The sequence below is a fragment of the Idiomarina rhizosphaerae genome (assembly GCF_024159085.1).
In the GTDB taxonomy this organism is placed as follows: Bacteria; Pseudomonadota; Gammaproteobacteria; order Enterobacterales; family Alteromonadaceae; genus Idiomarina; species Idiomarina rhizosphaerae.
The window spans coordinates 339,243-362,655 of the sequence record NZ_JAMZDE010000001.1 but is presented as its reverse complement, the minus strand read 5'-3'; the positions used below and the strand labels follow the sequence as shown (position 1 = coordinate 362,655).

Sequence of the window (23,413 nt, the reverse complement as noted above, 5' to 3'; positions counted from 1 at the left end):
TAGTCCTATATAAAAATATTTATCTCAATTTATTTTCACCGCCTTTTTTCAGGAAAATTATGACCGGTCCGACAACACGAGTACTTGCCTTACTGGAGTTATTGCAGTCCCACAAGCGCTTGAACGGCACTGAAATTGCAGAAATGCTAGGCGTGGATAAACGCACAGTCAGGCGCTATATCAGTGCGCTTGAGGAGTTGGGTATTCCGGTTACCACAGAGCATGGTCCTCATGGGGGCTACATGCTAGTTACCGGTTTTAAGCTGCCGCCGATGATGTTTACTCATGAAGAAACGCTGGCGCTCTCGTTAGGCTTGTTGGCAGCGAAGACTCTTCAGCTGACCGATGCCTCGCCTGCGTTGACCAGCGTTCAGGCGAAACTTGAGCGCGTTATGCCAGAGCATATTCAGGCAAGAGCTCGTTCCATTACTCAGCATACAAACCTGTTATTGCCCGACTCTGGGCTGCCGCAGGAGCAGTCGTTATTAATGCCATTAATGGAAGCCATAGAGAGCCAGCGGCGGGTACAAGTTATGTATGTGGGCAAAGCTGAGCCCGGGCAGCAGCGCGAACTAGACCCATACGGAATGTTCTATAGGCTAGGGCACTGGTATATAGGCGGATTCTGCCATTTGCGACAGGCACTGCGCACGTTTCGATTAGACCGTTTAACCGAGGTGACATTACTTAAAGCGACCTTTGAGAGGCCTTTAAACTACAACGCCGCCGAGCAGTTCAAACAAAGCCTGTGTGCCATGCCAGGGAACCTGAAGGTGCGAGTGTTATTACATACCGACCTGGATACGGCGACCCGCGAGCTAGGCACAAGCGCCAGTATTTTAACCCAGGAAGACAACGCGATATTTATTGAAACCGTAGTAGACAGCACAGAATGGTTTGCCTGGTGGCTGGTTCGCTTGCCTTTCGACTTCACCATTATAAGCCCCGACAGTTTGAAACAAGCCTTGCGGCGGCGCGCCGAGCAGCTTATGAGTTATTGTTAGAGTGTTGTCGGCGTAGCCTATTCAAGCTTTTGTAACACGCGAAAGGCGTGCTGCACTGGACATTGCGGCAGATATTCCCTAAAATCCACGCCTGCTCTGAATACTCCTAACTACGCGCCCGTAGCTCAGCTGGATAGAGCGCCGCCCTCCGGAGGCGGAGGTCACAGGTTCGACTCCTGTCGGGCGCGCCATCTTGGCATGGCTTTCCACGGCTAAATATGTTTAAAAATAGTAAGTTATTTTTCATTTTTATGTTCATTGGCGCATTTCTTTGGTGTGTCTATTTAGCATCAATAGTCATTACTGGATTAAAAACAAATGACTGGCCTAATGTTACCGGCTTCATAATTTCTTCTAGTGAAAAAAGAATAAATCACGATAAAGAAAGGTATATCCTCGAAGTTAGCTATAAGTATACAGTTGAGGGGGAGACTTATGAGAGTGATAAAGTTGCTAACTTCAACGCTATGCTAACTCGATCTGAAAAGGACAAGCTGCTCGAGCGCTATAAAGCAGGTGAAAAAGTACGGGTATATTTCGATCCGAAAAAACACTCAACTGCATATTTGTTAAAAGGCTTAGATGAAGTGGTTTTCATACTCTTTGCTGCATCTTTAGGTTTAATGTTGTTTTCTGGTTTGAATTTGGTGCGTTTAATTAGGAGTAAGCTATTTGGTTCGTAATTGCTAGTGACTGAAGGAGGAAAAGGTGTCTCTTTTGACGTTAAACTACGCAAACTGGACTAACTTTACTTGGGTTTAATATTTTTGGGTAGCTGCCGGCGGTTCGGTGGAAGCTGAAAAAATGAGTGAAGAAAAACACCGAGTAGCGTATAACAGACTAGAAGAAGCACTCAATTCATAACGTGCGCCGTGTTCTTCCCAAACCACTTTACCCCGTATCCCTTGCCTTAAGCCCTACGGCCTTAAACTAGCACATTTACTCAGTTTTATTTCAAATTTGGCGCGGTTTTTATATTCTTTTTCGTGTGCTTTTTGTTCGGAGTTACCTCCGAAAACTTTCGTTGACCTTAGATCCGATTTTGGACAGCTAAGTACGGGGAAGTTTTCATGTGTAAGATGAATAGAACGCCTCTTTTACACGCGAGTGCGTATAGGTTCAGTATTATACGCATTCGCGCATATATCTTGACTTATACGGAGTTGCGTATAATACTAGTTTCATACGAATTTGCGTATAAGAGAGGATGTAATGAAAATTACTGATCCCAAAGCATTATCGATCTACCTACGGGATGAACGAAGACGTCGCGGCCTGAGTCAAGCTAAGGTTGGTGATTTAGTCGGACTTAGGCAGGGGACGGTCTCTAAGTTTGAATCAATGCCAGAGAAAATGCAGCTCGATACGTTGTTTCGCTTGCTGTCCGCTTTAGAGCTCGAGCTGGCAGTGAAACCTAAAGGCACCGTTCTGAAGAAGAACGTTGATTCGTCAACGCCTGGTGATGAATGGACTGAGGAGTGGTAATGAATACGCTCGACGTCTATATGAACGGCTACTGCGTAGGTTACCTGAGTCGAAATGATTCCGGCGCTCACACATTTCGTTATGATGAGATGTGGATTGATAAAGAGGGTGCACGGCCAATCTCTTTATCTATGCCCTTACGTCATGACGCTTATTCAGGGCACGAGGTTATTAACTTTTTTGATAACCTGCTGCCTGACAATGAGGAAGTTAGAGACCGGATTGTTGCCCGTTATCAAGCCGACTCCGATCAAGCATTTGATCTACTGGAGGCTACTGGAAAAGATAGTGTCGGTGCGTTGCAGTTCGTCCCGGCAGGAGAAAAACCAGGGAATATTCGTGAACTGCGTTATGAAAAACTCACCGAAGAGAAGTTAGAACGTGTTTTAAAAGGCTATCAGTCCAAGGCGCCCTTGGGCATGCTTCGGGAGTTGGACGATTTTAGAATATCAATTGCTGGGGCTCAGGAGAAAACAGCCCTGTTAAAAATAGATGGTGCATGGTGTATTCCAAATGGAAACACGCCGACTACTCATATCATTAAACTTCCGATTGGGAAGATTCACAGCCACGATCACACAATTGATTTAAGTGACAGCGTCGAAAATGAAATGCTCTGCTTAAAAATTGCACGAGCATTCGGTTTTGAAGCACCGGATTGTGAGGTAATTATCACACCAAATGTTAAAGCCCTCGCCATTGAGCGCTTTGATCGCACATATTCAAGTGATCACTCCTGGTTAATGCGACTCCCTCAAGAAGACTATTGCCAGGTGCTTGGCCTGCCATCCGCACGAAAATACGAATCGGATGACGGTCCATCGATTGCCAGTATTATGAAGCATCTTCAGGGGTCTGCTGATTCCACGGGTGATCGTGAGACTTTTATGGGGGCACAGGTTCTTTTCTTTCTATTAGGCGCGACTGATGGGCACGCAAAGAATTTCTCTGTGCATATTGAGCCTTATGGGGCTTTCCGTTTAACGCCTTTGTACGACATTATTTCTGCTTATACTGCTGTGGGTGGAACAGGCATCAATATTCGCGACTTGAAACTTGCGATGAGCTTGCGAGGGACGGGGGGGAAAAAGTGGAACATCTATCAAATTTTTAAGCGTCATTTTTTAAACGCAGCGAAAGAGGCTGAATTCAGTCCGACCAGAATGAGTGAAATTATCATCGGCCTGTGTGATCAGGTTGATGACGTTATTGAACGAGTAAAAGGCGATTTACCGGATGATTTCCCGACAAGGGTTTCGACACCAATCTTTGATGGCATGCAAGAGCGTAAACGCCGCCTACTCATCGAATTGTAGTGGCCAAGTAAAACTAGCCACGAGTTTAGCGGGTATTTTCTGCGTGCTGTTTTTGACTTTTAGCCTAAATTTTTTGATATAAGCTATTGATGGTACCCAAGGTCTCTACGATTTTCCTAAGTAAGGCGTAAGGAACTGAGCCACCATTTCAGCACACAGGCCGACCTCAACTTTTATGCCTCCCGCTCTCAGTATTTCTGCTCCTTTACCATTGTTTCTTACGTCCGGGTCAAGCATGGCGATAACTACATGTTTTATACCCGAAGCGAGAAGTGTGCTCGCGCAAGCTGCAGTTCGTCCGACAAAAGAGCAAGGCTCGAGCGTAACGTAGGCAGTCACCTCGTTGAGCTCCCCTGAATGAGCATTTAAAGCCTCTACTTCGGCATGACTTCCGCCAATGGCTTGCGTAAATCCTTTCGATACTATCTGGCCGTTTTTAACCAGTACACATCCGACAGGAGGATTTGGTTCACAGTGGGGAAGCGCCTGTTTGGAAACTTCTAAAGCGTCCAGCATGAATTTTTCAGACATTTGAAACCTTCAAACCCTGTTTAACTGGTTTATTTAAGTATGCCCTCATCAACAGCGCTCTCAAGTTTACTGCGCATAACAGACCAAAGTGCTTCGCTGCCGTTCTCAATTCGTTGGTTTACGGAAAACACCTTATCTTTCGTAATTCCATGCGCTTTCCAGCTGTGTCCGTCGCCATGAATATTATGAAGCAGGGGTGGTACTCTATCTATCGCCTTCGCAAACCGGGCTTCTGCAGTTGCACCCGCTTCGAACTCATACCATAGCTCCATGAAGTCATCTTCCATTCCATCGGGCAAAATGCTCAGAATCCGTTTAATACCGGCTGCTTCTTTGCCTTTTAGCTCATTCGTTTCGCTGGCATAGATAATGGTATCACCAGCGTCTATTTCACCAAGGTCGTGAATAAGGAGCATCTTGATAACACGGTCGATATTTACCGGCTCATTGGCAAAGTCTTTTAGCATCAAAGCGGAGAGACAAACGTGCCAACTGTGCTCCGCTGAGTTTTCGTATCGTTCGAATCCCACAGGTTTCGTTTTGCGCTGTACGCCTTTTAACTTTTCTATCTCAACTATGAAATTTAGGATTTCTTCTATTTTTTTCATCAAGACTCCTTTCCTTGTTTAACGCCAGCCTTCGCTGCCCGATGTTTAGTAATAGGCATTTCACTCTGTTATACCATTGCCTCCAATGCTTTCGGTACCGTTATCTGGTACTTCGGCACATAGACTCCATGGGCTACTATCGCGCGCTTGCCGGAGCCCAAGTCTATATTGTCTAAGTTAAGGTAACGCATCCAGTCATGGCCGGCTTTGTTGGCCAGATAAAGAAATAGCCGCTTAACCTTTATTGATTTGCAGGCCTCCAGAAGTTTTTGCACGGACGCTGGGCGTAGATTATTCAGCCCCTCCATTAGTTCATAAACTTCTACTAATGGTTGTGATTTTGGTGACAGGTATAAGCATTCCATTATCGCGCGTGCCGGATCGGATACTTTCACCTTAAACTGCTTATGCGATATTTCGGTTAAGCCCCCCTCTGGGGGTAAGAAGTTGGTGAGGGTGGACTTTACGTTAAGACCCCAATCTCGCTTTTTAAACCAAAGCGGCAAATGCTCGCCTTGGTTGCCAAACAGCTGAGCATGTTTTGGGGAGAGCTCAAGGTAGTGTGATTTGCCCTGCAACGCCAAAGCCGTCTTGCCGGATGGATGAACCGATAGTCCCAGCTGGGTTTGCATTGCATATACGGCACCTAGGTAATCAACTTGATCCCCGTGGCGTATTAATGCGCCAGTGCCGATAGACTCAAACCACCGACTTTTTTTATACCGCTGCTGCAAGTCAACGCTGTAACCATTATCGGCAAGCCAGGACGAGCAAAGTACCACACCGGTAGGTTGAGTACTCAGTAGTCTGTTTAATTTTGACGTTATTTCGGTACTCATGGTGCTTCTCTAGATTAATTTATAAACCACGTTGGTTTTTAGTTTATATTGTTTTATATTTTCGTGCTATAAGTACTTAACTATGTAAAATTTCAAACCAGCGTGCTTACCATAAGCGCATATTTACGCTTTTTCAATCTAGATGGTTATTGCGCCTATGAAATACTACAGCCGAAAAGTACCTATTTCAGAAGCTAAATAAATTACTGATTAGCTCTACTCACCGTATTGCCAATACGGTGGTGAGCCAAAAACTTCCACGAAGTAGTCAATCACAGCTCTCACATTAAGAGGTGGGTGCCGGGAGTCAGGATAAATAGCGGCAATATATTGTGGTGTCGTTCTTATGGCTGTAGGGCGGTTTTTAAGTAGTTTCACTAGGCTGCCATTTTTCAGGTAGTCGCCAATTAGCCAGTCGGGAAAAAGCACGATACCTGTACTATTTAATGCAGAGGTGAGCAGAGTATCTGCGTTATTAGAAGCTAAAATAGGGGTGATTGCCTGTTGGCGCCAGTTGCCATCCGGTTCTTTGAAAAGCCAGCGGTTTGGTCCTGATGTTCCGCTATAGACCAAACAATTATGCTGAGTTAGATCTTCTGGAGTGTGAGGTTCGCCGTGTGTTTTCACATATTCGGGACTGGCTGCCAAATGATAAGTCTGGTTCCCTAAAACTCGCGCATGTAGTGACGAATCATTCAGAGTATCAATTCGAAAAATAACATCCGCAGGTTCCAGGTGCGGGTCAACGTAGTCGTCGGTTAGAGTGAGTTCAACACGAAGTTTAGGATGACGCAGAAATAGCTTTGGTAACCAGGGCGCAATATGCCGTTGCCCAAAATAAACCGGCGCATTTATTCTGACTATACCTTCCGGCTCATCCTTTCTATCTTGCAGTCTATTGCTCACATCAAGAAATTGCTCCCTGGTTTCGCGAGCAAACTCAATAAATAGGCGAGCTGACTCGGTTGGCATAATCGCCCGGGTATTTCGATAAAACAGCTGCTGGCCTAACGCATCCTCTAACTGCTGAATTACACGCGAAACCATAGAGGGTGACACACCTTCCCGCCGAGCCACGACTGAAAAGCTTTTGCTGTCATATACGTCGATAAAAAACTGCAGTGCTCTGAGATTTATTGCGTTAATTGAGTTCATTTGTGCAAAATTCGCAAAAGAGTTTAGTGAACCTTCCCATTTTTCGGTTGCTGAGTCTAGGGTAGGCTGCTGTTCTTGAAAAGTAAGAGGTAGCTTATGCAAATTATTATGGTTTTATTAACGGTACTTGCCGGCATGGGCCTTTCAGTTGAGGCTGGGCTGCTTGGACCGCTTGGCTCACAGGTTGGAAAGCTCTGGGCAACGTTAAGCATTTTTGGAGTCGGCGCGGCGCTGACCTTCCTTCTCATGCTGTTTTTCAGTCCTCGCAATAGTCCTTCGTTCTCATCACAGCCCGCGTGGACCCTTACAGGGGGGCTGCTAGGTCCGGTGTATGTCGTTGCACTGACTCTAACTGTTCCGGTCATTGGCATTGCTATGACTATGATTGGAATCCTGGTGGGGCAAATTACCAAGAGCTTTATTATCGATCATTATGGTTTGTTTGGCACGCCACCTCGTAGAGTTGACGGCAGGCGCTTCATTGCACTTTTTTTTATTATTGTCGCACTCGTTCTCATGGCGCTGGATTAAGGAAGTATTATGACATTATTCATGATTATTATCGCCATTGTGGGCGGCGCTGCACTGAGTATTCAGGCTGCCGTAAACGGTGAGCTTGGCAGTAAAGTTGGTGTTTTTAAAAGTGCTTTTTTGACTTTTCTACTCGGCGCCATTATTACCGGGTTGCTCATTTTCTATTTCGAACCCAGCTACGCGATGACGCTAGCAGATGTGCCGAAATGGCAATTACTCGGTGCTTTATGTGGCGTTCCTTATATTGTCATTATGGTACTTGCAGTACAGAAGATAGGAACCGCGGTCGCGACTGTGGCGGTTATTTTTGGTCAGCTCGCGATGAGTGTTTTAATTGACACCCTTGGTTGGTTTGATAACTCCGAAGTTACTCTCTCGGTCTCTCGAATTGGCGCCGTGCTTTGCCTGGGCGTAGCTCTGTTTTTCATACATTCGAGTATTAAGCACGAGAAAAAGCAACTGGCTTAGGGGGCGGCGCGTTTCGACCAGGCAGGCCGTTACAGCACATTAAAACAACTGCGTAATACCAAGCAAAATAGCGTAGCGGCCAGCTTTACTAATAAAAACCAGTATCAAAAATTGCCAGAAGGTTAACCGCAACATACCGGCTATAAAGGTGAGAGGGTCACCAATGAAAGGGGCCCAGGCCATCAGCAGCGACCACTTACCAAAGCGTTCAAACCAGCGATGACCACGGGCAAGAGATTTTGGTTTGAACGGGAACCAGCGGCGATCCTGATACCGTACCAAAAAACGGCCCAGAACATAGTTAACCACTGACCCCAGCGTATTTCCGATTGAGGCCAGCCACCAGATTATCCAGACATCGTAATCCATGCGCTGGGCTGCCACTACCACAAACTCAGACTGAGCAGGCAGTATTGTGGCGGCCAGAAAGGCTGTCAGGAATATACTTAAATACATAAAACCCTATTACGTGGCACAGCTTAGAACGGATGTCATCAGCGTACTGGAAATGACAAACACAAAAGTTTTTGACTACACTAAATAATGAACACTCATAAATAAAACAGAGAGGTACCTCAATGGCATTTGAAAAATGTCCAAAGTGTGAAGATCAGGTACTGGATAATAACTATAGCTGCCCGGCCTGTGGTTTTGTGAAGAGTGAAAAATCGGAACAAGAGAATCAACCGGGCGAAAACAGCACGATTACCTCCGAGAACACCTCGAAAAGTTTGCAAATACAAGGTGTGTTATCGCTCGTTATTCTCATCGTGGGTGTGCTTTGGTTTTTTCTAACCTCCGAGGAATCTCAGCAAAGTAACGAAATCAATGTGATACCTCTGATTATGTTTATCGGCGGCCTTATCTGGTACATAGTGACGCGCTTTAGAATTTGGCGCTCGCATTCTTCTTAAATAGACTTAAATAAAAGAACAAAAGCCCAACAACACCGTTGCTGGGCTTACGAGTCGTTCGTTCATCAGTCTTTTATACGCATCAACCGACGAATACCTCTTTACGTACGTAGTGCTTCAAAAATCGTAGGTTGCAGACAAGCGAATGTCGCGGCCAGCCTCATAAGGCCCCATCACGGTAGGGAACACATCGCTGTAGTCACCGACACTTGAATGGTTGATATATTGCTCGTCCAGAAGGTTAGTTACCGCTAAATTCACCGAAAAGTTGTTAGTAATATCCCACGCGCCATAGAGATCAACGACGGTATAACTTGGCTTGTTTAAGGTATACAGCGAGTCGGTCCAGCCATTCTCCAGCGCCTGATGCAGGGTCTTAATATTAATGTCATCTACTTGAGTCACATTAAAACCAAAGCTCAGGTTGTTTGTAACAAAGTAGTCTGCACCCAGTACAATGGTGTTACCACGGCTGTTACCTAAACCATTAAACTCATAGGCGTTCAAATCAATTGAATCATAGCTTTCAGTGTACAAGTCGTCGCGCGGTGAAAGTTCGGAATCTGCGCTGGAGAAGCCGAAGTACATATCCAGCGAATTCCAACGATACGCAAGGTTAAATTCCACACCTGTCGACTCAACGTCACCAATGTTGTTGTAAACAGAGTTCCCTGCGAAACCACTGAAAATGACGTCATATATGGTTGATTGATAAACACTGAATTTTGCATTCAGATTATTAGCACTGTACTCAATCGAGGTTTCGATGTTCTCAACCGTTTCCGGTACGACATCACCGGCGACAACCGGAATGTCGTTTCCATCGTAAAGGTATTCGTCCAGAGTAAAGCCGTCGCCTATTTCTTTACCTCTGGCAGCTTCGGCGTAACTCAGGCCCAATTTCCATGCCTGCGACAACTGATACGATAAACCGGCGTTAAAGCTAAACTCACTGTCATCGAGGCTCGCCGCCGTATCCGTTACAGGCTCGCCAGAATACTCATCGAGCAGAATGTGTTGTTGGAAATCATAATCGTCATAGCGTACGCCGTAGCTAAACAAAAGATCGGTTGTAATATGACTATGTGCTTGCGCGTAAACGCCTAATACACTGCTTTCTTCTGAGTTTTCTTTCGGGCCGGCAGCAGAACCACTTTCTACCTCATCATTGCGATAATCGACGCCGTAAGTAAAACTGTGGTTCAGAGTTTCGCTGGTGTTACGAATATCAAAACCCTGAGTGTCAATTTCAGCTAACCAATCAAAACGGCCACCGCGAAACGATGAGCTTGTTTGATAAGCGGTCGCTTTAAGGTACACCGCATCACTGTGGTCAAACCGGTAATTGGCGACATAGGTGTCACGTTTAGCGGCGCTTGGATAAAGTGGTGAACCTTCGGGTACAACCCAGTTCGGACGGGCAGAGAATTCGCCTTCTTCGTCGCGTTGCTCAAAGCTTAATGACACATAATGATTATTGGCAATGTCACCACTTGCTTTTAAAAAGGTCAGATTCTGGTCTGCTGCTGTACCGTATATTTTATTGCCGTCACCGTCTTCCATAGTGTTGCGATCAACAGTACTGAAATAACCTAAAAGACCAAATGAGTCATTAAGCCTACCGTATAACGTGCCGCTGTAACGCGTACCATCATTAGAGAAGTAGTTCGCTTTTAAACGACCACCAAACTGCTCGTTACTATGTAATAAATCCTGAGCGTCTTTTGTCTTGAAGCGTATGGAACCTCCAATAGCGCCCGGACCACTGGTCGCCTCACCGGCGCCGGCCTGTACGTCTATTTGTTTCAGTAAATCTGGGTCCAGGGTTACACGACCAATATGGTGAAACAGGGTGGAAGTTTGCTGCGCGCCATCGACGGTCACATTAAGGTACGCATCTTCAAGGCCGCGAATATAAATTTTTTGAGCTACTCCAACAGAGCCACCTACGCTTACCGAGGGCGACTCCCGAAAAATGTCAGCAAGGTCATTTGCCTGAAACTGCTCAATATCGTCTGCAGTTACGCTAAAGTTTGTCGCAGCGCCTACGACAGAAATTCGCTCTATTTGTTTCTCACCTTTATCGCCATTTTCAACATCCGCTGTCTGCGCAAACAGGGCTGGGCTAAATAGCGAAAACACCGCTCCAGTAAAGATAAACTTATTCAAAATCATTCCCCTTTATTTTTATTAATCTAAATGAGAATGATTATATTATTCATTTAAAATAAAGCAAGGTGTCCTATTTGCTCAAAGAAGAAGTTATTCGGAGGACTGCTTACGTGGAGCTTCTATCCGTCAAGTATTGTTAGATGCATCTAAAGAAATACTGAGTTATTTACGGTAACGGACATACATATTTCTAAGAGCCGTCTATACTTTAAAATAGCGTCATAATTGAGTGATGCTAATAGACTCTTTAAGGAGTTGACAATGAATACGCAAGAAAATAAAGGTTCACAAACGCCGAATAAATCAGGCGAACAAAAGCAGGCGAACCCTGGTCAGCAAAAAGACCAAAAGCAGCCTCAGCAAGCACCTGCTAAAAAAGCGTAGTTAATTACGCAACCCCGAGCCCAGCGAGATTTATGCTGGGCTTTTTTGTTGAATAGGCTTGCATTCGCGCTGGGGAGAGACAGTGGATCTGAAAAGTGGGTACCCGTTTTGGCCGATAAAGAATGGTCTTATGTCGAACTTTCCGGCGGTGCGGTCTGATATCAAATGTGATGTTGTCGTCATTGGCGGCGGTATTACTGGCGCTTTAATTGCTGATGAGCTGGTTGCCAACGGTTTTGACACCACGGTGGTAGAGCAGCGAGATATCGCCTGGGGAAGCACATCAGCCAGCACCGCGTTACTGCAATATGAAATTGACACGCACCTGTTGGATCTCTTTAAGTGGTGCGGAGAGGATAACGGTGTTAAGGCTTATCAGGGCTGCTCTGATGCCATTAATAGTCTCTCTGAACTTGCATCTGAAGTCGGCGATGTCGACTTTGCTCGTCAGAAAAGCCTTTATTTTGCCAGCCAGGCGGAAGATAAAGAGACTCTGCACAATGAGTTTACGTTGCGCCAAAAACATGGCTTTGAAGTCGACTGGCTCAAGGCTGACGAAGTACAGGAGCGCTACGGTCTTTTCTCGTCAGGTGCTATTCTGACTCATCACGCTGCGCGCATCGACCCCTACCGAATGACTTACCGGCTGCTGGATCGGGTTGTGCTACGCGGTGGTCAGGTGTTTGACCGAACCACCATTGAGTCAATAACCCCATCAGAGAATGGCGTTACTTTGCGCACTACCGAAGGCGCAAAACTAAGTTGTCAGCATGTGGTAATGGCGGCGGGTTATGCCTCGCAAAGGTGGCTGAAACAAAAGGTTTCTGAAAACCGCAGCACTTATGTGTTTATCACTGACCCTATGGATGCAGACACTCTGGGAGAGTTAACCAACACCATGATGTGGGAGTCGGCGCGCCCGTACTTGTATTTTCGTACCACGGGAGAAGGGCGCATATTGGTTGGTGGTGAAGATGACGATGTTGATATTCCCTCAAGGCGTGACGGCCGGGTAAAAGATAAGTGCGATAAAATGATTAAGCGTATTTCGGAGCTGTTTCCGGGCTTTGAATTGCGTCCTACTTTTTCCTGGGCGGGCACTTTTGCAGAAACGTCCGATGGTTTACCCTTTTTTGGCACGAACCGACAGTATGGCCCGCGAGTTTTGTTTGCTATGGCATACGGCGGTAACGGTATTACCTACAGCATGATAGGCGCAAAACTGCTCCGTGATCAAATTGAAGGGAAAGAGCACCGGTTGGCAAAATTATTCTCGTTTGACCGTCTCAACGGTTAACTAGCAAGCCCAATAATATGGTGGCAGGTCGGTAAGCAAGTGTTACTACTCTAAGGGCTCTTCGCTCATGAGCTCCCATGCCTGAATCATCTCTTTCTTCGTCGAACCCCAGCGATACCCGCCCAAAGCACCACTTTTCTGAATAACGCGGTGACACGGAATGAGCATGGCAACAGGGTTCGAACCAACAGCATTACCAACCGCCCGAGATGCTTTCGGGTAACCTAATGCATTGGCAATTTGGGAGTAACTCGCCAGCTTTCCCGGTGGTATCCTCAATAAAGCTCGCCACACCGCTACTTGAAAATTAGTGCCCATAACGTGCAATGACAAGGGGGTAGATTGCCCGTCTTTTAAACGGCTAAACAGTACGTTAGCAACATAGTTGGTCGCGTTGTCATTGCTTACGAGTGAGCTTTTAGGCCAGTCTTTGCGCAAATCCGTAAGTACTTCGTCAGCGGATCTGGAGCCTAAGAACTCAACGCGGCATACGCCCCGTGGCGTAATTGCGACAAATATCTTACCAAAAGGAGTTTCATTTACGCCGTATTGAATAGTAACTCCCTGGCCTCCATTCCTGTATTCACCCGGCGTTACGGCTTCTAGTTTTACAAAGTGGTCGTACAGTCGGGAGCCACCACTTAACCCCATGCTGAGGGAAACATCCATGAGAGACCCTTCTTCTTTCAGCATTCGTTTGCTTCGTTCCAGCGTAAGGGCCTGCAGGAAGCGTTTCGGTGTGGTGCCTGCCCATTTACAAAATACCCGATGAAAATGGAACGGACTGAGATGAACATGAGCAGCTACTTCTTTCAGGGTCGGCTGGCTCGATACATGCTCTGACATATAGGTCATGGCTTTTTCAATGCGGATATAGTCAGACATAATCAATACCTTTAGACACGATTAATTGATACACCACCATCCACCAACAAGGTGGAGCCGGTGGTAAAACTGGAAGCGTCAGAGGCTAAGTATAACGCTGATTGAGCTATTTCTTCCGGTTTTGCAATTCGCTTCATTGCATGAAAACTCTCTACAAACTCTTAGACCCCAATCATAAAAAGCAGTTTACCCTACGACGACCCGAAGCTTGCTCTTTTCTAATTAAAATTACTTTGCTAGATACGGATGTCTCCATTAAGCCCTCGCAATATCGTGATTCAGATTATTATTTGCACTTTTACTGTATGTCACCTAGTATGTTAATTACTGTGTTTCACACAGTGTGTGCAATACAGTATAAATAAGGACTTACTATGACTACTACACCAATCGATAAACTTAAGCTAGAACTGCGCCGTGGGGTATTGGTTTTAGCTGTACTTGCTTCTTTACGCGAGCCTCATTATGGCTATTCACTGCGCAAACAACTAAAGGATGCAGGCGTAGATATTGATGAAGGCACTTTGTATCCGCTCATTAGACGCCTGGCGGATCAAGGTCTGCTTGATAGCGAGTGGAAGCAGGGCGAAGGGCGTGAAAGGCGTTACTACCAGTTATCAACGCTTGGCACAGAACGACTAGAGCAACTAACCCAAGAGTGGACCTCGCTCAACAGCGCGATTGGTCCCCTACTGTTGCGCAACCTCAATGAGGAGCAACACTAATGGATATGTTAGAACGTTATATTGCCGCCGTGCAGCGAGAACTGCCAGACAATAAGCGCGATGATATCGGTCGCGAGTTAAAAGCTAATATTCTTGATCAAATAGAAGCATTGGAAGCGCAGCACGGAAGCGTATCTGACGCTGAGGTGGCTACATTATTAAAAACAATGGGGCATCCGCGCCGGGTAGCACTTCAGTTCTGCCCACCGACTCCGTTGGTAACTGCGCAACTTATGCCTTTGTATTTGCATACGTTGTATATGGTGCTCGGCGTGTTATTTGTGATTTCGACCATTGAAATTACCAGTCGCTGGCTTGGTGGTGCTGAAATGAGCTTGCTGTTGTTCATGAAATGCATAGCAAGCGATTTTCTGGAGAGCGTTTATTTTGCGTTCACCGCAATTACCATTGGTTTTGCAGTTATGAGCCGCTCTCGGAAGAAGAAAACTGCAGAGGTTGCAGGCACCTGCAAATGGAGCCCTGAGAAGCTCCCTCCTGCCAGCAAGAGCTGGCAGTATATTAGCTTACAGGATATTTTCACCGAGCTCGCTACGCTGTTAGCTTTAGTGATGTTGATTTGGTACCCATTGTGGCAGCCCGATAGCGGTGCGCAGAGTATTTTTACTGACGACACACTAACCGTTTTACTTTGGTTTACGCCCGTTATCGTAATCGCCATCGTACATAACTTATGGCAATTGCGCACAAGGTTTTGGAGTCGCTCGATGCTCATGCTCAATATTGGCGTCAATACCGCGTTCTTAATTGCGTCAATTATCTTGCTGACAGAACCTGTTTTGCAGATCAACGACGGTGCATGGCGAGACGGACTGGGTGTTACAATCGCTGAGCGCAGTATTCAGGTGCTTTTGGTAACTGTTGCGCTCATTGTGGCCTATGAAATTGTCCGTGACACACGGCGGTTGTTTCGCAATTAATGAGATGAGGAAAACAAACAGCCGCGCTTTATTGCGCGGCTTAACTCATTGAGTTGGTTCTAGGGAAGGCTCCACAAATGGAGGACTAACCTCTTCTGACAGCAACTACTGCTGGGTCTGATTTAGTGCTTGAATAGCAAAACTGCCTAACCAGTGACCCCCTTCGTAGCTATCGCCGATTAGATTAGGGTAGGAGTGCGCCATATGCTTATCGGCTATTTTGCGTAAATGTCTGTACTGCGGGTATTGGTTTGCCAGTGCATAAAGGTTCCAGGCGCGGCTAAAGTTTAATCCGTCCAGATGAACCAATTTGCCATCGGTTCTGTCGCCAACTTCACCTACTGCCAAGCTGAATTCGGGATCGGAGAGTTGTGGCATAAAATCATCTAGCCAGGTTAAAAACTGCTGCTCCGGCAGAACACGCTGCATTAGACCAATTTCTTCCAGACACGGTGAAAGAAAATCGTAGCCGCTTGGTTCCCAGCCTATGGGGCAGTTTTTATCTTCCAGAAAATAGTCTTTCGCGCGTTTGGTAATTAACTGCTGTAGTTCGGTGTGCTGCTGATTAACGGCATAGTCGTAGGCAAAACTTAAGCCAAAGGCCGTGTTGGTATGCTCGCCCACACGCACCGGATAGACCAGCCGGGGTAAGAAGTTGATATAGCGATCAACAATTAAATCGGCTAATGGCTGTAAGTTAGCCGCTAGCTCTTCAGCCATAGGATCCTGCCATGAATGGAGCTCGTCAGACAGCTTTAACAGCCAGGCCCAACCATAAGTGCGCTCAAACGAATCATTAATATCTTTACTGAAAAATTCGACTTCACGAGCCACTTTCTCGGCGGTTAAATTACGTTTAAGGATGGCTTTGACTTCGTCAGCCTGTTCTAAGTCTGGAAACTGGCGCAGCAAAGTCACCATTGACCAATAACCATGAGCGGCGCTGTGCCAGTCAAAGCAGCCGTAAAAAACCGGGTGCAGAACCGACGGTTCCTTTAAATCATCGGCACTGCCTAATATTATTCCTGTTTTGTATGGATAAGGAGTTTCAACACAATGCAGTGGCAGGGTGATTAGCTTATTCGCTTCGGACAAGGTTAGGCTGTGCGAAGATGTGTGCCCGGTGTCGGCAGCCTGAGTGAACAGACTAACCGACATAAGTAGGGCACTGCTTATAATGCCGCGAATATTCATAATGTTGCCTTATATGCTAGAGATAACACTGAGCTATCTGTTCTTCTGTAGGCCTGGGAGAAACTGTATTCCAGAGCCGTATTCTTTAAACGCTTAAAGATCCTGGTTTTCATGCGATCCAACTGAGGATGGTATTAAAATCTTACCTCGATCTAATCTAATTATACGATTTGCACGTTCAATTGTAGAAGGACGGTGGCTAATTATTATTGTTGTACAGCCCTCCATAAGATGGTCTAGTGCGGTTTGTATAATATTTTCATTATTCTCATCAAGGGCACTTGTTGCCTCATCCAGAATTAGAATTTTAGCTTTTTTCAATAAAGCTCTGGCAATGGCTATGCGTTGTTTTTGCCCGCCAGATAACTGCATGCCTCGATCACCAAGATCAGTTTCATAGCCTTTAGGTAAAGCGCAAATAAAGTCATGTGCGTTTGCCTGTTTAGCTGCTTCTATGACCTCTTCATTACTTACTAAGCGGTCGGGTATTGCATAACGAATATTATCGGCTATCGATCCTGAAAATAAGCTTGGCTCTTGTTCAACGACGGCGATATTCTTTCGAATGTTATCAAGATCTATCTTTTGGGCAGCAACCCCGTCAAATAATAATTCGCCTGAATTTGGGTGATAAAATCCTAGCAGCAAGTTAGAAATTGTGGATTTTCCTGCTCCGGACTCGCCAACCAAAGCTACGCGCTCACCTTCTTTAATGTGTAAGCTAAATGAATCTAACGCTTTTATATCGGGTCGTTCTGGATACATAAATGACACATCTTTGAATTCTATTTCACCCCGAAAAGCTATTGAATCCTCAAATCCGCGGCTCCTGTCTTGCTTCACGTTGACTCTCAACAGTTGAAATACTCGTTCTGTTGCTCCGACAGCTTTCATCCACTCACCCCAAAACCAACTAACCCCGGTCGCAGACATGGCTACCATTGCCCCGTACAAAACGAAGCTTGTTAATCCGCCAATCGTCATATCTCCAGATAAAACCAGACGCCCTCCAAACCAAAGTGTAATTAATAACACCATATATTGAATAAATGTCGTGATACCTTGGTAGCCAGACAGCAGCTTAGAACTAGACAAAGAAACTTTTTTCGCTCTCTCTGTGGCTTCTTCGTACTGTTTAATCGAGTTTACTTGCTGATTAAATGTGTGAACTAGACGAATATTAGAGAAGTTCTCTTGTGCCAATTGATTGCAATTGGCTAGTTCTTCCTGTACTACTCTTGATTTTTCTTTAAGGTGTTTACCAGTAAAGCGAGCAGCAAAAAAAGACAAAGGAATTATAATAATCATTAATAAGCTTAGTATAGGTGAAAGAATAAAGAGAAAGGCAACTCCGCCAATACAGGTTATAAGCGAACGCAAACCGATTGCTAACCCCATAGTCATGGTGTCTTTTAGTATATCAACGTCAACAGACAAGCGGTTACTTAAGTCGCCGATACGATTACGGTCAAAAAAAGCTATATTTTGAGAAATGATAGTTTGATACAGGCGTTGGCGAATTGAAGTTACAATAACAGTACCTGCAGATTCAAATAAATATATACGAAGTGCTGTTGCAACTGCATGGAGAACTAAAACAAATATCATGATAATAGCTACAATTGTGAGCCAGTTATTATCATTCGCTTTGACAGAGTTATCAATGAAGTAAGCTATAGCGGTGGGAATGCTTAACTGTATGGCAATCGTTACTATCATCATTATAAAACCAAGAGTCAATCGTCCGAAAGACGGTTTTAAAAATGATAAAGGCTTTATTGCGTAACGTCGGAATATTTCATTCATGATGTTCAGCGCTGTTCTGTTTTAATATATTTTCCATCTGGTCAATAAAGCTGTTCCAATTGGCATCACCAATCATTCCACTAGCCTGAAGTTCCTTTTCATGATCGATAAGTAAATAGAATGGCGCCGCTGTCCTTGGATTTAGTGTCCTAATTAGATCTTTATCTATTGAAATAGTTTTTTTGATGAGAGGACTTTCAGAAAGGAAGCTATCTTTCGCAGAAACATTGTCAATTAAATTGATCCAAAGAGAAACATCGACTTTTTCGACTGCAGGTAACAAAAACTCTAACTGCGGAACTTTGCTACGACATAACCTGCATTTCTCAGATAAAAATATAACAACACTAGAGTTATCTCCTAGAGTTATTAACTTATTATCATTTATTAGCCGGGCTTTAAAGTTTTCAATAATATACCCTGGAGGTAGTGTTAATGGAGGAGCATCTTGTTTATTTTTGTTTAGTAATCTAACATATTTAAATAGGTATAAGGTAAGTGATAAATTTAGAATTACAGATATAATTAAACTGAATAAAATTAGGTTTAATAAAAAATAATCCATTAGCTAACCCTGTTAGAATTTATACGAAGGATAGAAGCTATTAAAGGGAGGTTGATTAAAAGTTGAGCCCAAATAAGCGAGCAGCCAATCACGAGTAGTTTAAGGTTGTAAGGCATGCTTAGGCTTGGATTATAGTAGAATGTGACAACTAAACATAAGCCCAAAATTATAGTGTTTCTAACCAAGTCCCACCAATTAACTGGATCTTCACTTCTACCGAAACAGTTACATTGTATAACTCTATTTTTTAGTAGGTTAAACAAGAGAAAAAAAGAGAATGCGAGAAAGAGAAAAAAATTGGCAATGGATATAATAAAAAAATTTTCTGGCAAAGTTAGAAAAAATATAGCTAAAGCAAATTCTATTGCTATAACGCTAAATGCAAGGATTAAAGTTAACGAGTGTGGCATGTCAATTGAAGAGATTAAGGTTTCACGGAACTGTTTTACGTCGCTAAGTTTTCCGATAGCGCCTACTAAGAGTATTATTGTTACAATATACTTGGATAACAGTGCTATATAACTCATTGTTGGTGTGACTCTTTCCAATCGGCAGATATGTTGTTCTGGTTACGCCAACGACTCATCTGGCAATCTGAAATAGCTATAATGGCATCGCACCAACTAGCCGTATCGCCGTTTCCTGGGCCTAAAATACTACGAATTCCCTCAACTATACGCCAAGCTAGCTCTTCAACAGTGTAGTCTCGCGATACATTTAGACCAAGCTGCAATAATTCTTCCCCGCATATGGCATAACTATGCGAGTGATAACCATAAATTAAATTATTAACGATTGACGCACGAAAATCAGTGGTTTTCTTGGGTAATGAGAGAGTTAGAAGTTGCATTCCGATCTCCTCAAGCTCCTTTGTCGCACGGTAAAATGATGTCAAAGTTGTAGGGAAAATTCCTTGGCCTATCTGTTGTACGGCCTGAACGCTGGCCTCTGCGTCATTTAATTCGAACCAGTCGCTCATAACTTGGCGAAATAAACGAACATCCTGAGAAGAAATACTTACAGGTGTGCTGTGCTCATCTGAACCCTGGCTTTGGAGTTGGGGATCTATAGGTGAAAAAATGGCGGTTGAACTAGCAATAATTTCGTCTCCCGCTAAGCATAGTAACGTCGCTGATGATTCACAGTAATGAGGCACTATAAAAGTTAAATGTTCACAGTACTCTCTTAATATCATTGCTAAACGGCGTACGCCATTAACAATACCTCCGCGGCTATAAATTAAAACGTCAAGTCTTCTTACTTTGTCGAGTGAGCGTAATACGCGATAAAGTTCTGGCAACAGTTCAATCTCTAAATTACTGGCAGCAAGTACCAGAACTCGGCTATTGCGGGTTTTCTCTAACTCAAATATCGATTCGTTGCTTAACATTCCAACCCTTTTATTAAGCTGCCTGCCAATGTTTCCATCATGTTTAATTCCGGCACTAATTGTTCAACAAACCAAAATTGGCCGCCCGGATTATTCTCCAGAAAGATGTACTCATTATCGTGAGTGACTATAAAATCAAGTGCGCCGAAAACGAGTCCGTAACTTTTTAAAAATTGTAAACAGCGGTGTTTGACTTCGCTTGGTAAGTCCATTGCTTGATACGGGACACTGACGCTAAAGTCGCGGTAATCCACTCGTGTTCTTGCATCCGTTTGAGAGTCAATTCGTGCGGCGAAAACCTTGTCTTCAATTACTGTTACGCGAACTTCAAAAGCTTTGTCGATGTACGACTGAAAATAACAAGGTAGTTGGGCTACAGCATCAAGTTCGCTTAAGTCCCCGTCTATAATTGTAGTTCTCAGGCCATCAACTTCGCGGTTTTCTGAGGTGATTTTTTCCGCACCTAGAAGAGGGGAGGATAATGTTTTAAAAACTATCTCACTTGTTGAACTGTTTTTAAAATCTTTTGCTCTATTAGGACTATTAGTAATAATTGATGGTGGAATCAGAAAGCCCATATTAACTGCACGCTTCATTTGTTCGCCTTTATATGAGGCATGGCGATTAGCTAGTGGATGATTTATCCAGTAACAATCTAGGCCGTAGAATAGGCCAAACAGTGTATGATTAGTTTCTTCCTGAGAAAAAGCTCTTTCTTGTTCACTTAGTTGCTCGTCGAGATAAGAAAACTCGGCACTTTTTCTTAACCAGACGGCGCCTATTTCCGAGATAGCAACAGAATCTCCGGTTATCAGATTTTTAATTTCACCAGTCCAGTCACCATCATTGAACTGATGAAAAATTTCGTAATCCCGAGGAAAGGCGTCTAGTTTCAAGAAAAAAGGGATATGCCCTTTTCGTTCTAATATTGGGGTTAGAACGTCAACGTGGAGGTCATCAGAATGACTGATAATAAGTATTCGTTTTTGACTCATCAAAAGCTCTTATTATTATTTTTATAAATTGTATAAAAAGCCCCAGAAATTACTGGGGCTTTTAAAGGCGTTTTTAGCAATACATGCCATTATCGCTGTATCGGACAAGGAATCGTCCTGAAGGATCGGTGCAGCCTGCAATAGCGACACCTTCACGAGCCTTAAATTGTTCTGGCTTAGATTTGACCTGATTAGCTTGCTTTTTCGCCAGTTTAAATGCGAACAGTTTCTTGTTGTTTTCCATTGGATCTATTTCCTATTGATTATGTATGGATTAAAAACTACAAGAAGCCTTTGTACTATCGAACTCCGCAAAGCCTTCAGTTTACGAATAGCAAACAAAAAACAAAAACGCAACAATTTATCTAGTGTTATGGCAATACTATAAAAGGCAAAAAAGCCCAACAACATTGTTGCCGGGCTTCCAGAGTGGTTTGCTAATTGTAAAAATTAATTAGCTTTTGAGTTCACCCGATGCTGATTCGATATGAGCGCGGACAAACCACTGATATTGCTCAAGCTCGGCGAGTTGACCGGTGAGCATGTCTTCCGAAACAGGGTCTAATTCAGAGAGCTTATTGAGCGCGTCTCTGTGGTCTTTATTAACACCGTTATACACTTTATCGAGCGCAACTAAGTGTTCAGTTACCAGGCCTCTGCCTATCGAATAGTCCTGCCATGAACGGCGATCAACAATTGACTGCGGGGTACCGGCTGGCACGCCACCCAAAGTCGCAATACGTTCTGCGATGGTGTCGGTCATTTCACGAACGCTATCAACCTGTGGATCCAGCATTTCATGTACGCTAATAAAGTTAGGGCCAACAACGTTCCAGTGAACATGCTTAAGAGTCAGTTGAAGGTCAAGTAGTGCGACCAGGCGGTCATCGAGCAGCGCTATGGCGTCTTGGGCAGATTCGTTTTTAATCCCAGGGGCGGTGAATTCAGCTGTTTTATCACTTGTATTCATTATTCCTCCTGTTATTTATTCATCACTCTTTTATACGCGTAAACCGACTTAATGGATCTCGGCGCTTAATAAGCAAAAGCGGCCACCGTAAAGGGGCCGCCTTTGCTAAAGTGCGAAAAACTTATTGCCTAGTAGCGTTCAAGCCAGTGCGCGTAAGGTGCTGGTAAGACCCAAGAGGGCTTCTCGACACGCAGTGCTTTGGCTGCGTCGTAAGGCCAGTGAGGATTCGATAAATGAGCACGACCCACCATGACTAAATCCAGTTGCCCTTGTGCAACCGTGTGTTCTGCCAGCTGAGGTAAATCAATGCCCCAGGCGGAAGCCACTGGAATATCTGCTTCTTTACGAATGCGCTCCGCAATAGGTGCCATAAAGCCTGGGCCCCAGGGTATGTTGGCGTTTGGTGTTGAGAAACTGATACTGACATTTAAAAAGTCCAGCCCCTCAGCTTTTAGCAACTGAGTCAGCTTAACGGACTCCTGCATTTGCTGCTCGTCATTGCCATCAAATTCAATCACACCAAAACGCGCGGTCAGCGGGAAGTTATCTGACCACACTTTTTTTACTGCACGAACCGTCTCCACCAGAAAACGGGCACGGTTCTCGAATGAACCACCGTATTCGTCGGTACGCTGGTTCGCATGAGGGGAGAAAAAGCTCTGCCCTAAGTAGCCGTGAGCAAAGTGCAGTTCCAGCCATTCAAATCCTAAATCACGAGCTCGTTCCGCAGCGGAAACAAAGTCGTTTTGCACGCGTTTTATGTCATCCAGCGACATTTCTTTAGGTTCGCGAGGCAGGTTTGCGCCAAAAGCGATAGGAGAAGGCGATATTGGTTGCCAACCTTTAGCATCATCTTCAGCTATGTGGTCGTCACCGTCCCACGGACGGTTTGCGCTGGCTTTGCGGCCGGCGTGGCCAATTTGAATACCGGCAACGGCGCCTGCTTTTTTTATATTCTCCACAACAGGCGCAAAAGCTTGTGCCTGTTCGTCGTTCCAGAGGCCTGTGCAGTTAGGGGTAATGCGCCCTTCAGGGGAAACCGCGGTAGCTTCGACAATGACTAAGCCGGCACCGCCACGCGCCAGGCTGGTGTAATGACTTAAATGCCAGTCGTTAACGACACCTTCTTCAGCCATATATTGGCACATTGGGGGAACGGCAATGCGGTTACGCAAACGTACGTCTTTTAACTCGAACGGTTGAAATAGTGCGGACACCTTAAGTACTCCTGTTAATTA

Annotated in this window: 27 protein-coding genes, 1 tRNA gene and 1 pseudogene; 12 read left to right on the top strand and 17 right to left on the bottom strand. The window is 44.7% G+C overall.

From position 1 onward, the window contains the following. The first annotated feature begins 59 nt into the window (after positions 1 to 59). The 5 genes from NJR55_RS01805 (at position 60) to NJR55_RS01785 (ending at position 3,805) form a co-directional block, all read left to right on the top strand. The gene (locus NJR55_RS01805) at positions 60 to 1,004 is read left to right on the top strand and encodes a helix-turn-helix transcriptional regulator (RefSeq protein WP_253617318.1); all 945 of its coding nucleotides are present in this window, start codon (positions 60 to 62) and stop codon (positions 1,002 to 1,004) included. Positions 1,005 to 1,118: 114 nt separating this feature from the next. Beyond that, a tRNA-Arg gene (locus NJR55_RS01800) sits at positions 1,119 to 1,195 on the top strand. 60 nt (positions 1,196 to 1,255) lie between these two features. Beyond that, the gene (locus NJR55_RS01795; protein ID WP_253617316.1) at positions 1,256 to 1,687 is read left to right on the top strand and encodes a DUF3592 domain-containing protein; all 432 of its coding nucleotides are present in this window, start codon (positions 1,256 to 1,258) and stop codon (positions 1,685 to 1,687) included. A 529-nt stretch (positions 1,688 to 2,216) separates the two neighbouring features. After that, entirely contained in the window at positions 2,217 to 2,489 is a 273-nt protein-coding gene (locus tag NJR55_RS01790; RefSeq protein ID WP_253617314.1) for a helix-turn-helix domain-containing protein, read from the top strand. Then, the gene (locus NJR55_RS01785) at positions 2,489 to 3,805 is read left to right on the top strand and encodes a type II toxin-antitoxin system HipA family toxin (RefSeq protein ID WP_253617313.1); all 1,317 of its coding nucleotides are present in this window, start codon (positions 2,489 to 2,491) and stop codon (positions 3,803 to 3,805) included. The genes NJR55_RS01790 and NJR55_RS01785 overlap by 1 nt, the downstream gene beginning before the upstream one ends. Before the next feature lie 105 nt (positions 3,806 to 3,910). Here NJR55_RS01785 and NJR55_RS01780 read toward each other — a convergent pair whose 3' ends face one another. From NJR55_RS01780 to NJR55_RS01765, 4 genes are all read right to left on the bottom strand, one after another. Next, positions 3,911 to 4,336: a bifunctional diaminohydroxyphosphoribosylaminopyrimidine deaminase/5-amino-6-(5-phosphoribosylamino)uracil reductase RibD gene (locus NJR55_RS01780; protein ID WP_253617311.1), complete on the bottom strand. Its 426-nt coding sequence runs from the start codon at positions 4,334 to 4,336 to the stop codon at positions 3,911 to 3,913. Positions 4,337 to 4,365: 29 nt separating this feature from the next. After that, complete coding sequence (locus tag NJR55_RS01775) at positions 4,366 to 4,944, bottom strand: HD domain-containing protein (RefSeq protein ID WP_253617309.1); 579 nt, start codon at positions 4,942 to 4,944, stop codon at positions 4,366 to 4,368. 68 nt (positions 4,945 to 5,012) lie between these two features. Continuing rightward, on the bottom strand, positions 5,013 to 5,783 hold the full coding sequence (locus NJR55_RS01770; RefSeq protein ID WP_253617307.1) for a type IV toxin-antitoxin system AbiEi family antitoxin: 771 nt from the start codon (positions 5,781 to 5,783) through the stop codon (positions 5,013 to 5,015). 216 nt (positions 5,784 to 5,999) lie between these two features. Continuing rightward, positions 6,000 to 6,938 (bottom strand): LysR family transcriptional regulator, encoded by a 939-nt coding sequence (locus NJR55_RS01765; protein WP_253617306.1) that lies wholly within the window; start codon positions 6,936 to 6,938, stop codon positions 6,000 to 6,002. 96 nt (positions 6,939 to 7,034) lie between these two features. Here NJR55_RS01765 and NJR55_RS01760 point away from each other — a divergent pair, with 96 nt between their 5' ends. Together NJR55_RS01760 and NJR55_RS01755 are read left to right on the top strand one after the other, a co-directional pair. After that, positions 7,035 to 7,469 (top strand): DMT family transporter, encoded by a 435-nt coding sequence (locus NJR55_RS01760; protein ID WP_253617305.1) that lies wholly within the window; start codon positions 7,035 to 7,037, stop codon positions 7,467 to 7,469. 9 nt (positions 7,470 to 7,478) lie between these two features. Continuing rightward, complete coding sequence (locus NJR55_RS01755; protein ID WP_253617304.1) at positions 7,479 to 7,940, top strand: DMT family transporter; 462 nt, start codon at positions 7,479 to 7,481, stop codon at positions 7,938 to 7,940. A gap of 39 nt (positions 7,941 to 7,979) precedes the next feature. Here the strand turns inward: NJR55_RS01755 and NJR55_RS01750 are convergent, their stop codons facing one another. Then, positions 7,980 to 8,396, bottom strand: coding sequence for a YqaA family protein (locus tag NJR55_RS01750; RefSeq protein ID WP_011233330.1), 417 nt, complete (start codon positions 8,394 to 8,396; stop codon positions 7,980 to 7,982). A gap of 122 nt (positions 8,397 to 8,518) precedes the next feature. On the opposite strand from NJR55_RS01750, the gene NJR55_RS01745 reads away from it, so the two are divergent. Next, positions 8,519 to 8,854 carry a zinc ribbon domain-containing protein gene (locus NJR55_RS01745; RefSeq protein WP_253617303.1) on the top strand — a complete coding sequence of 112 codons (336 nt, stop codon included), beginning with the start codon at positions 8,519 to 8,521 and terminating at the stop codon, positions 8,852 to 8,854. Between the two features lie 117 nt (positions 8,855 to 8,971). On the opposite strand, the gene NJR55_RS01740 is transcribed toward NJR55_RS01745, so the two are convergent. Then, entirely contained in the window at positions 8,972 to 11,029 is a 2,058-nt protein-coding gene (locus NJR55_RS01740; RefSeq protein ID WP_253617302.1) for a TonB-dependent receptor, read from the bottom strand. Between the two features lie 258 nt (positions 11,030 to 11,287). On the opposite strand from NJR55_RS01740, the gene NJR55_RS13690 reads away from it, so the two are divergent. Next, positions 11,288 to 11,410 carry a hypothetical protein gene (locus tag NJR55_RS13690; RefSeq protein WP_275978004.1) on the top strand — a complete coding sequence of 41 codons (123 nt, stop codon included), beginning with the start codon at positions 11,288 to 11,290 and terminating at the stop codon, positions 11,408 to 11,410. A gap of 130 nt (positions 11,411 to 11,540) precedes the next feature. Then, the gene (locus NJR55_RS01735) at positions 11,541 to 12,707 is read left to right on the top strand and encodes an NAD(P)/FAD-dependent oxidoreductase (RefSeq protein WP_253617301.1); all 1,167 of its coding nucleotides are present in this window, start codon (positions 11,541 to 11,543) and stop codon (positions 12,705 to 12,707) included. Positions 12,708 to 12,752: 45 nt separating this feature from the next. Here the strand turns inward: NJR55_RS01735 and NJR55_RS01730 are convergent, their stop codons facing one another. Then, positions 12,753 to 13,592, bottom strand: a complete 840-nt coding sequence (locus NJR55_RS01730) for a bifunctional transcriptional activator/DNA repair enzyme AdaA (RefSeq protein WP_253617300.1) — start codon at positions 13,590 to 13,592, stop codon at positions 12,753 to 12,755. Between the two features lie 11 nt (positions 13,593 to 13,603). Beyond that, positions 13,604 to 13,750: pseudogene (locus NJR55_RS01725) on the bottom strand (SDR family oxidoreductase); the annotation flags it as partial. A gap of 216 nt (positions 13,751 to 13,966) precedes the next feature. Here NJR55_RS01725 and NJR55_RS01720 point away from each other — a divergent pair. Together NJR55_RS01720 and NJR55_RS01715 are read left to right on the top strand one after the other, a co-directional pair. Continuing rightward, positions 13,967 to 14,317: a PadR family transcriptional regulator gene (locus tag NJR55_RS01720; protein ID WP_253617298.1), complete on the top strand. Its 351-nt coding sequence runs from the start codon at positions 13,967 to 13,969 to the stop codon at positions 14,315 to 14,317. Continuing rightward, positions 14,317 to 15,255: a hypothetical protein gene (locus NJR55_RS01715; protein ID WP_253617296.1), complete on the top strand. Its 939-nt coding sequence runs from the start codon at positions 14,317 to 14,319 to the stop codon at positions 15,253 to 15,255. The genes NJR55_RS01720 and NJR55_RS01715 overlap by 1 nt, the downstream gene beginning before the upstream one ends. 105 nt (positions 15,256 to 15,360) lie before the next feature. On the opposite strand, the gene NJR55_RS01710 is transcribed toward NJR55_RS01715, so the two are convergent. The 9 genes from NJR55_RS01710 to NJR55_RS01675 all read right to left on the bottom strand — a co-directional run bounded on the left by NJR55_RS01710 (position 15,361) and on the right by NJR55_RS01675 (position 23,392). Further along, positions 15,361 to 16,449, bottom strand: a complete 1,089-nt coding sequence (locus tag NJR55_RS01710; protein WP_253617294.1) for a DUF2891 domain-containing protein — start codon at positions 16,447 to 16,449, stop codon at positions 15,361 to 15,363. Between the two features lie 93 nt (positions 16,450 to 16,542). Further along, positions 16,543 to 18,255, bottom strand: a complete 1,713-nt coding sequence (locus NJR55_RS01705) for an ABC transporter ATP-binding protein (protein ID WP_253617293.1) — start codon at positions 18,253 to 18,255, stop codon at positions 16,543 to 16,545. After that, positions 18,248 to 18,820 (bottom strand): hypothetical protein, encoded by a 573-nt coding sequence (locus tag NJR55_RS01700; RefSeq protein WP_253617291.1) that lies wholly within the window; start codon positions 18,818 to 18,820, stop codon positions 18,248 to 18,250. Before NJR55_RS01700 ends, NJR55_RS01705 begins: the two co-directional genes overlap by 8 nt. Then, positions 18,820 to 19,347 (bottom strand): MauE/DoxX family redox-associated membrane protein, encoded by a 528-nt coding sequence (locus tag NJR55_RS13780; RefSeq protein WP_420844446.1) that lies wholly within the window; start codon positions 19,345 to 19,347, stop codon positions 18,820 to 18,822. Before NJR55_RS13780 ends, NJR55_RS01700 begins: the two co-directional genes overlap by 1 nt. Next, positions 19,344 to 20,210, bottom strand: a complete 867-nt coding sequence (locus NJR55_RS01695; RefSeq protein WP_253617289.1) for an SDH family Clp fold serine proteinase — start codon at positions 20,208 to 20,210, stop codon at positions 19,344 to 19,346. Before NJR55_RS01695 ends, NJR55_RS13780 begins: the two co-directional genes overlap by 4 nt. After that, on the bottom strand, positions 20,204 to 21,205 hold the full coding sequence (locus NJR55_RS01690) for an MvdC/MvdD family ATP grasp protein (RefSeq protein WP_253617287.1): 1,002 nt from the start codon (positions 21,203 to 21,205) through the stop codon (positions 20,204 to 20,206). The genes NJR55_RS01695 and NJR55_RS01690 overlap by 7 nt, the downstream gene beginning before the upstream one ends. Positions 21,206 to 21,278: 73 nt before the next feature. Continuing rightward, a complete protein-coding gene (locus NJR55_RS01685; protein WP_253617286.1) occupies positions 21,279 to 21,449 on the bottom strand; it encodes a hypothetical protein in 171 nt (56 codons plus the stop codon). A 210-nt stretch (positions 21,450 to 21,659) separates the two neighbouring features. Next, positions 21,660 to 22,175 carry a DNA starvation/stationary phase protection protein Dps gene (gene dps, locus NJR55_RS01680; RefSeq protein WP_253617284.1) on the bottom strand — a complete coding sequence of 172 codons (516 nt, stop codon included), beginning with the start codon at positions 22,173 to 22,175 and terminating at the stop codon, positions 21,660 to 21,662. A gap of 128 nt (positions 22,176 to 22,303) precedes the next feature. Beyond that, a complete protein-coding gene (locus NJR55_RS01675) occupies positions 22,304 to 23,392 on the bottom strand; it encodes an NADH:flavin oxidoreductase/NADH oxidase (RefSeq protein WP_253617282.1) in 1,089 nt (362 codons plus the stop codon). Between the last annotated feature and the right edge of the window lie 21 nt (positions 23,393 to 23,413).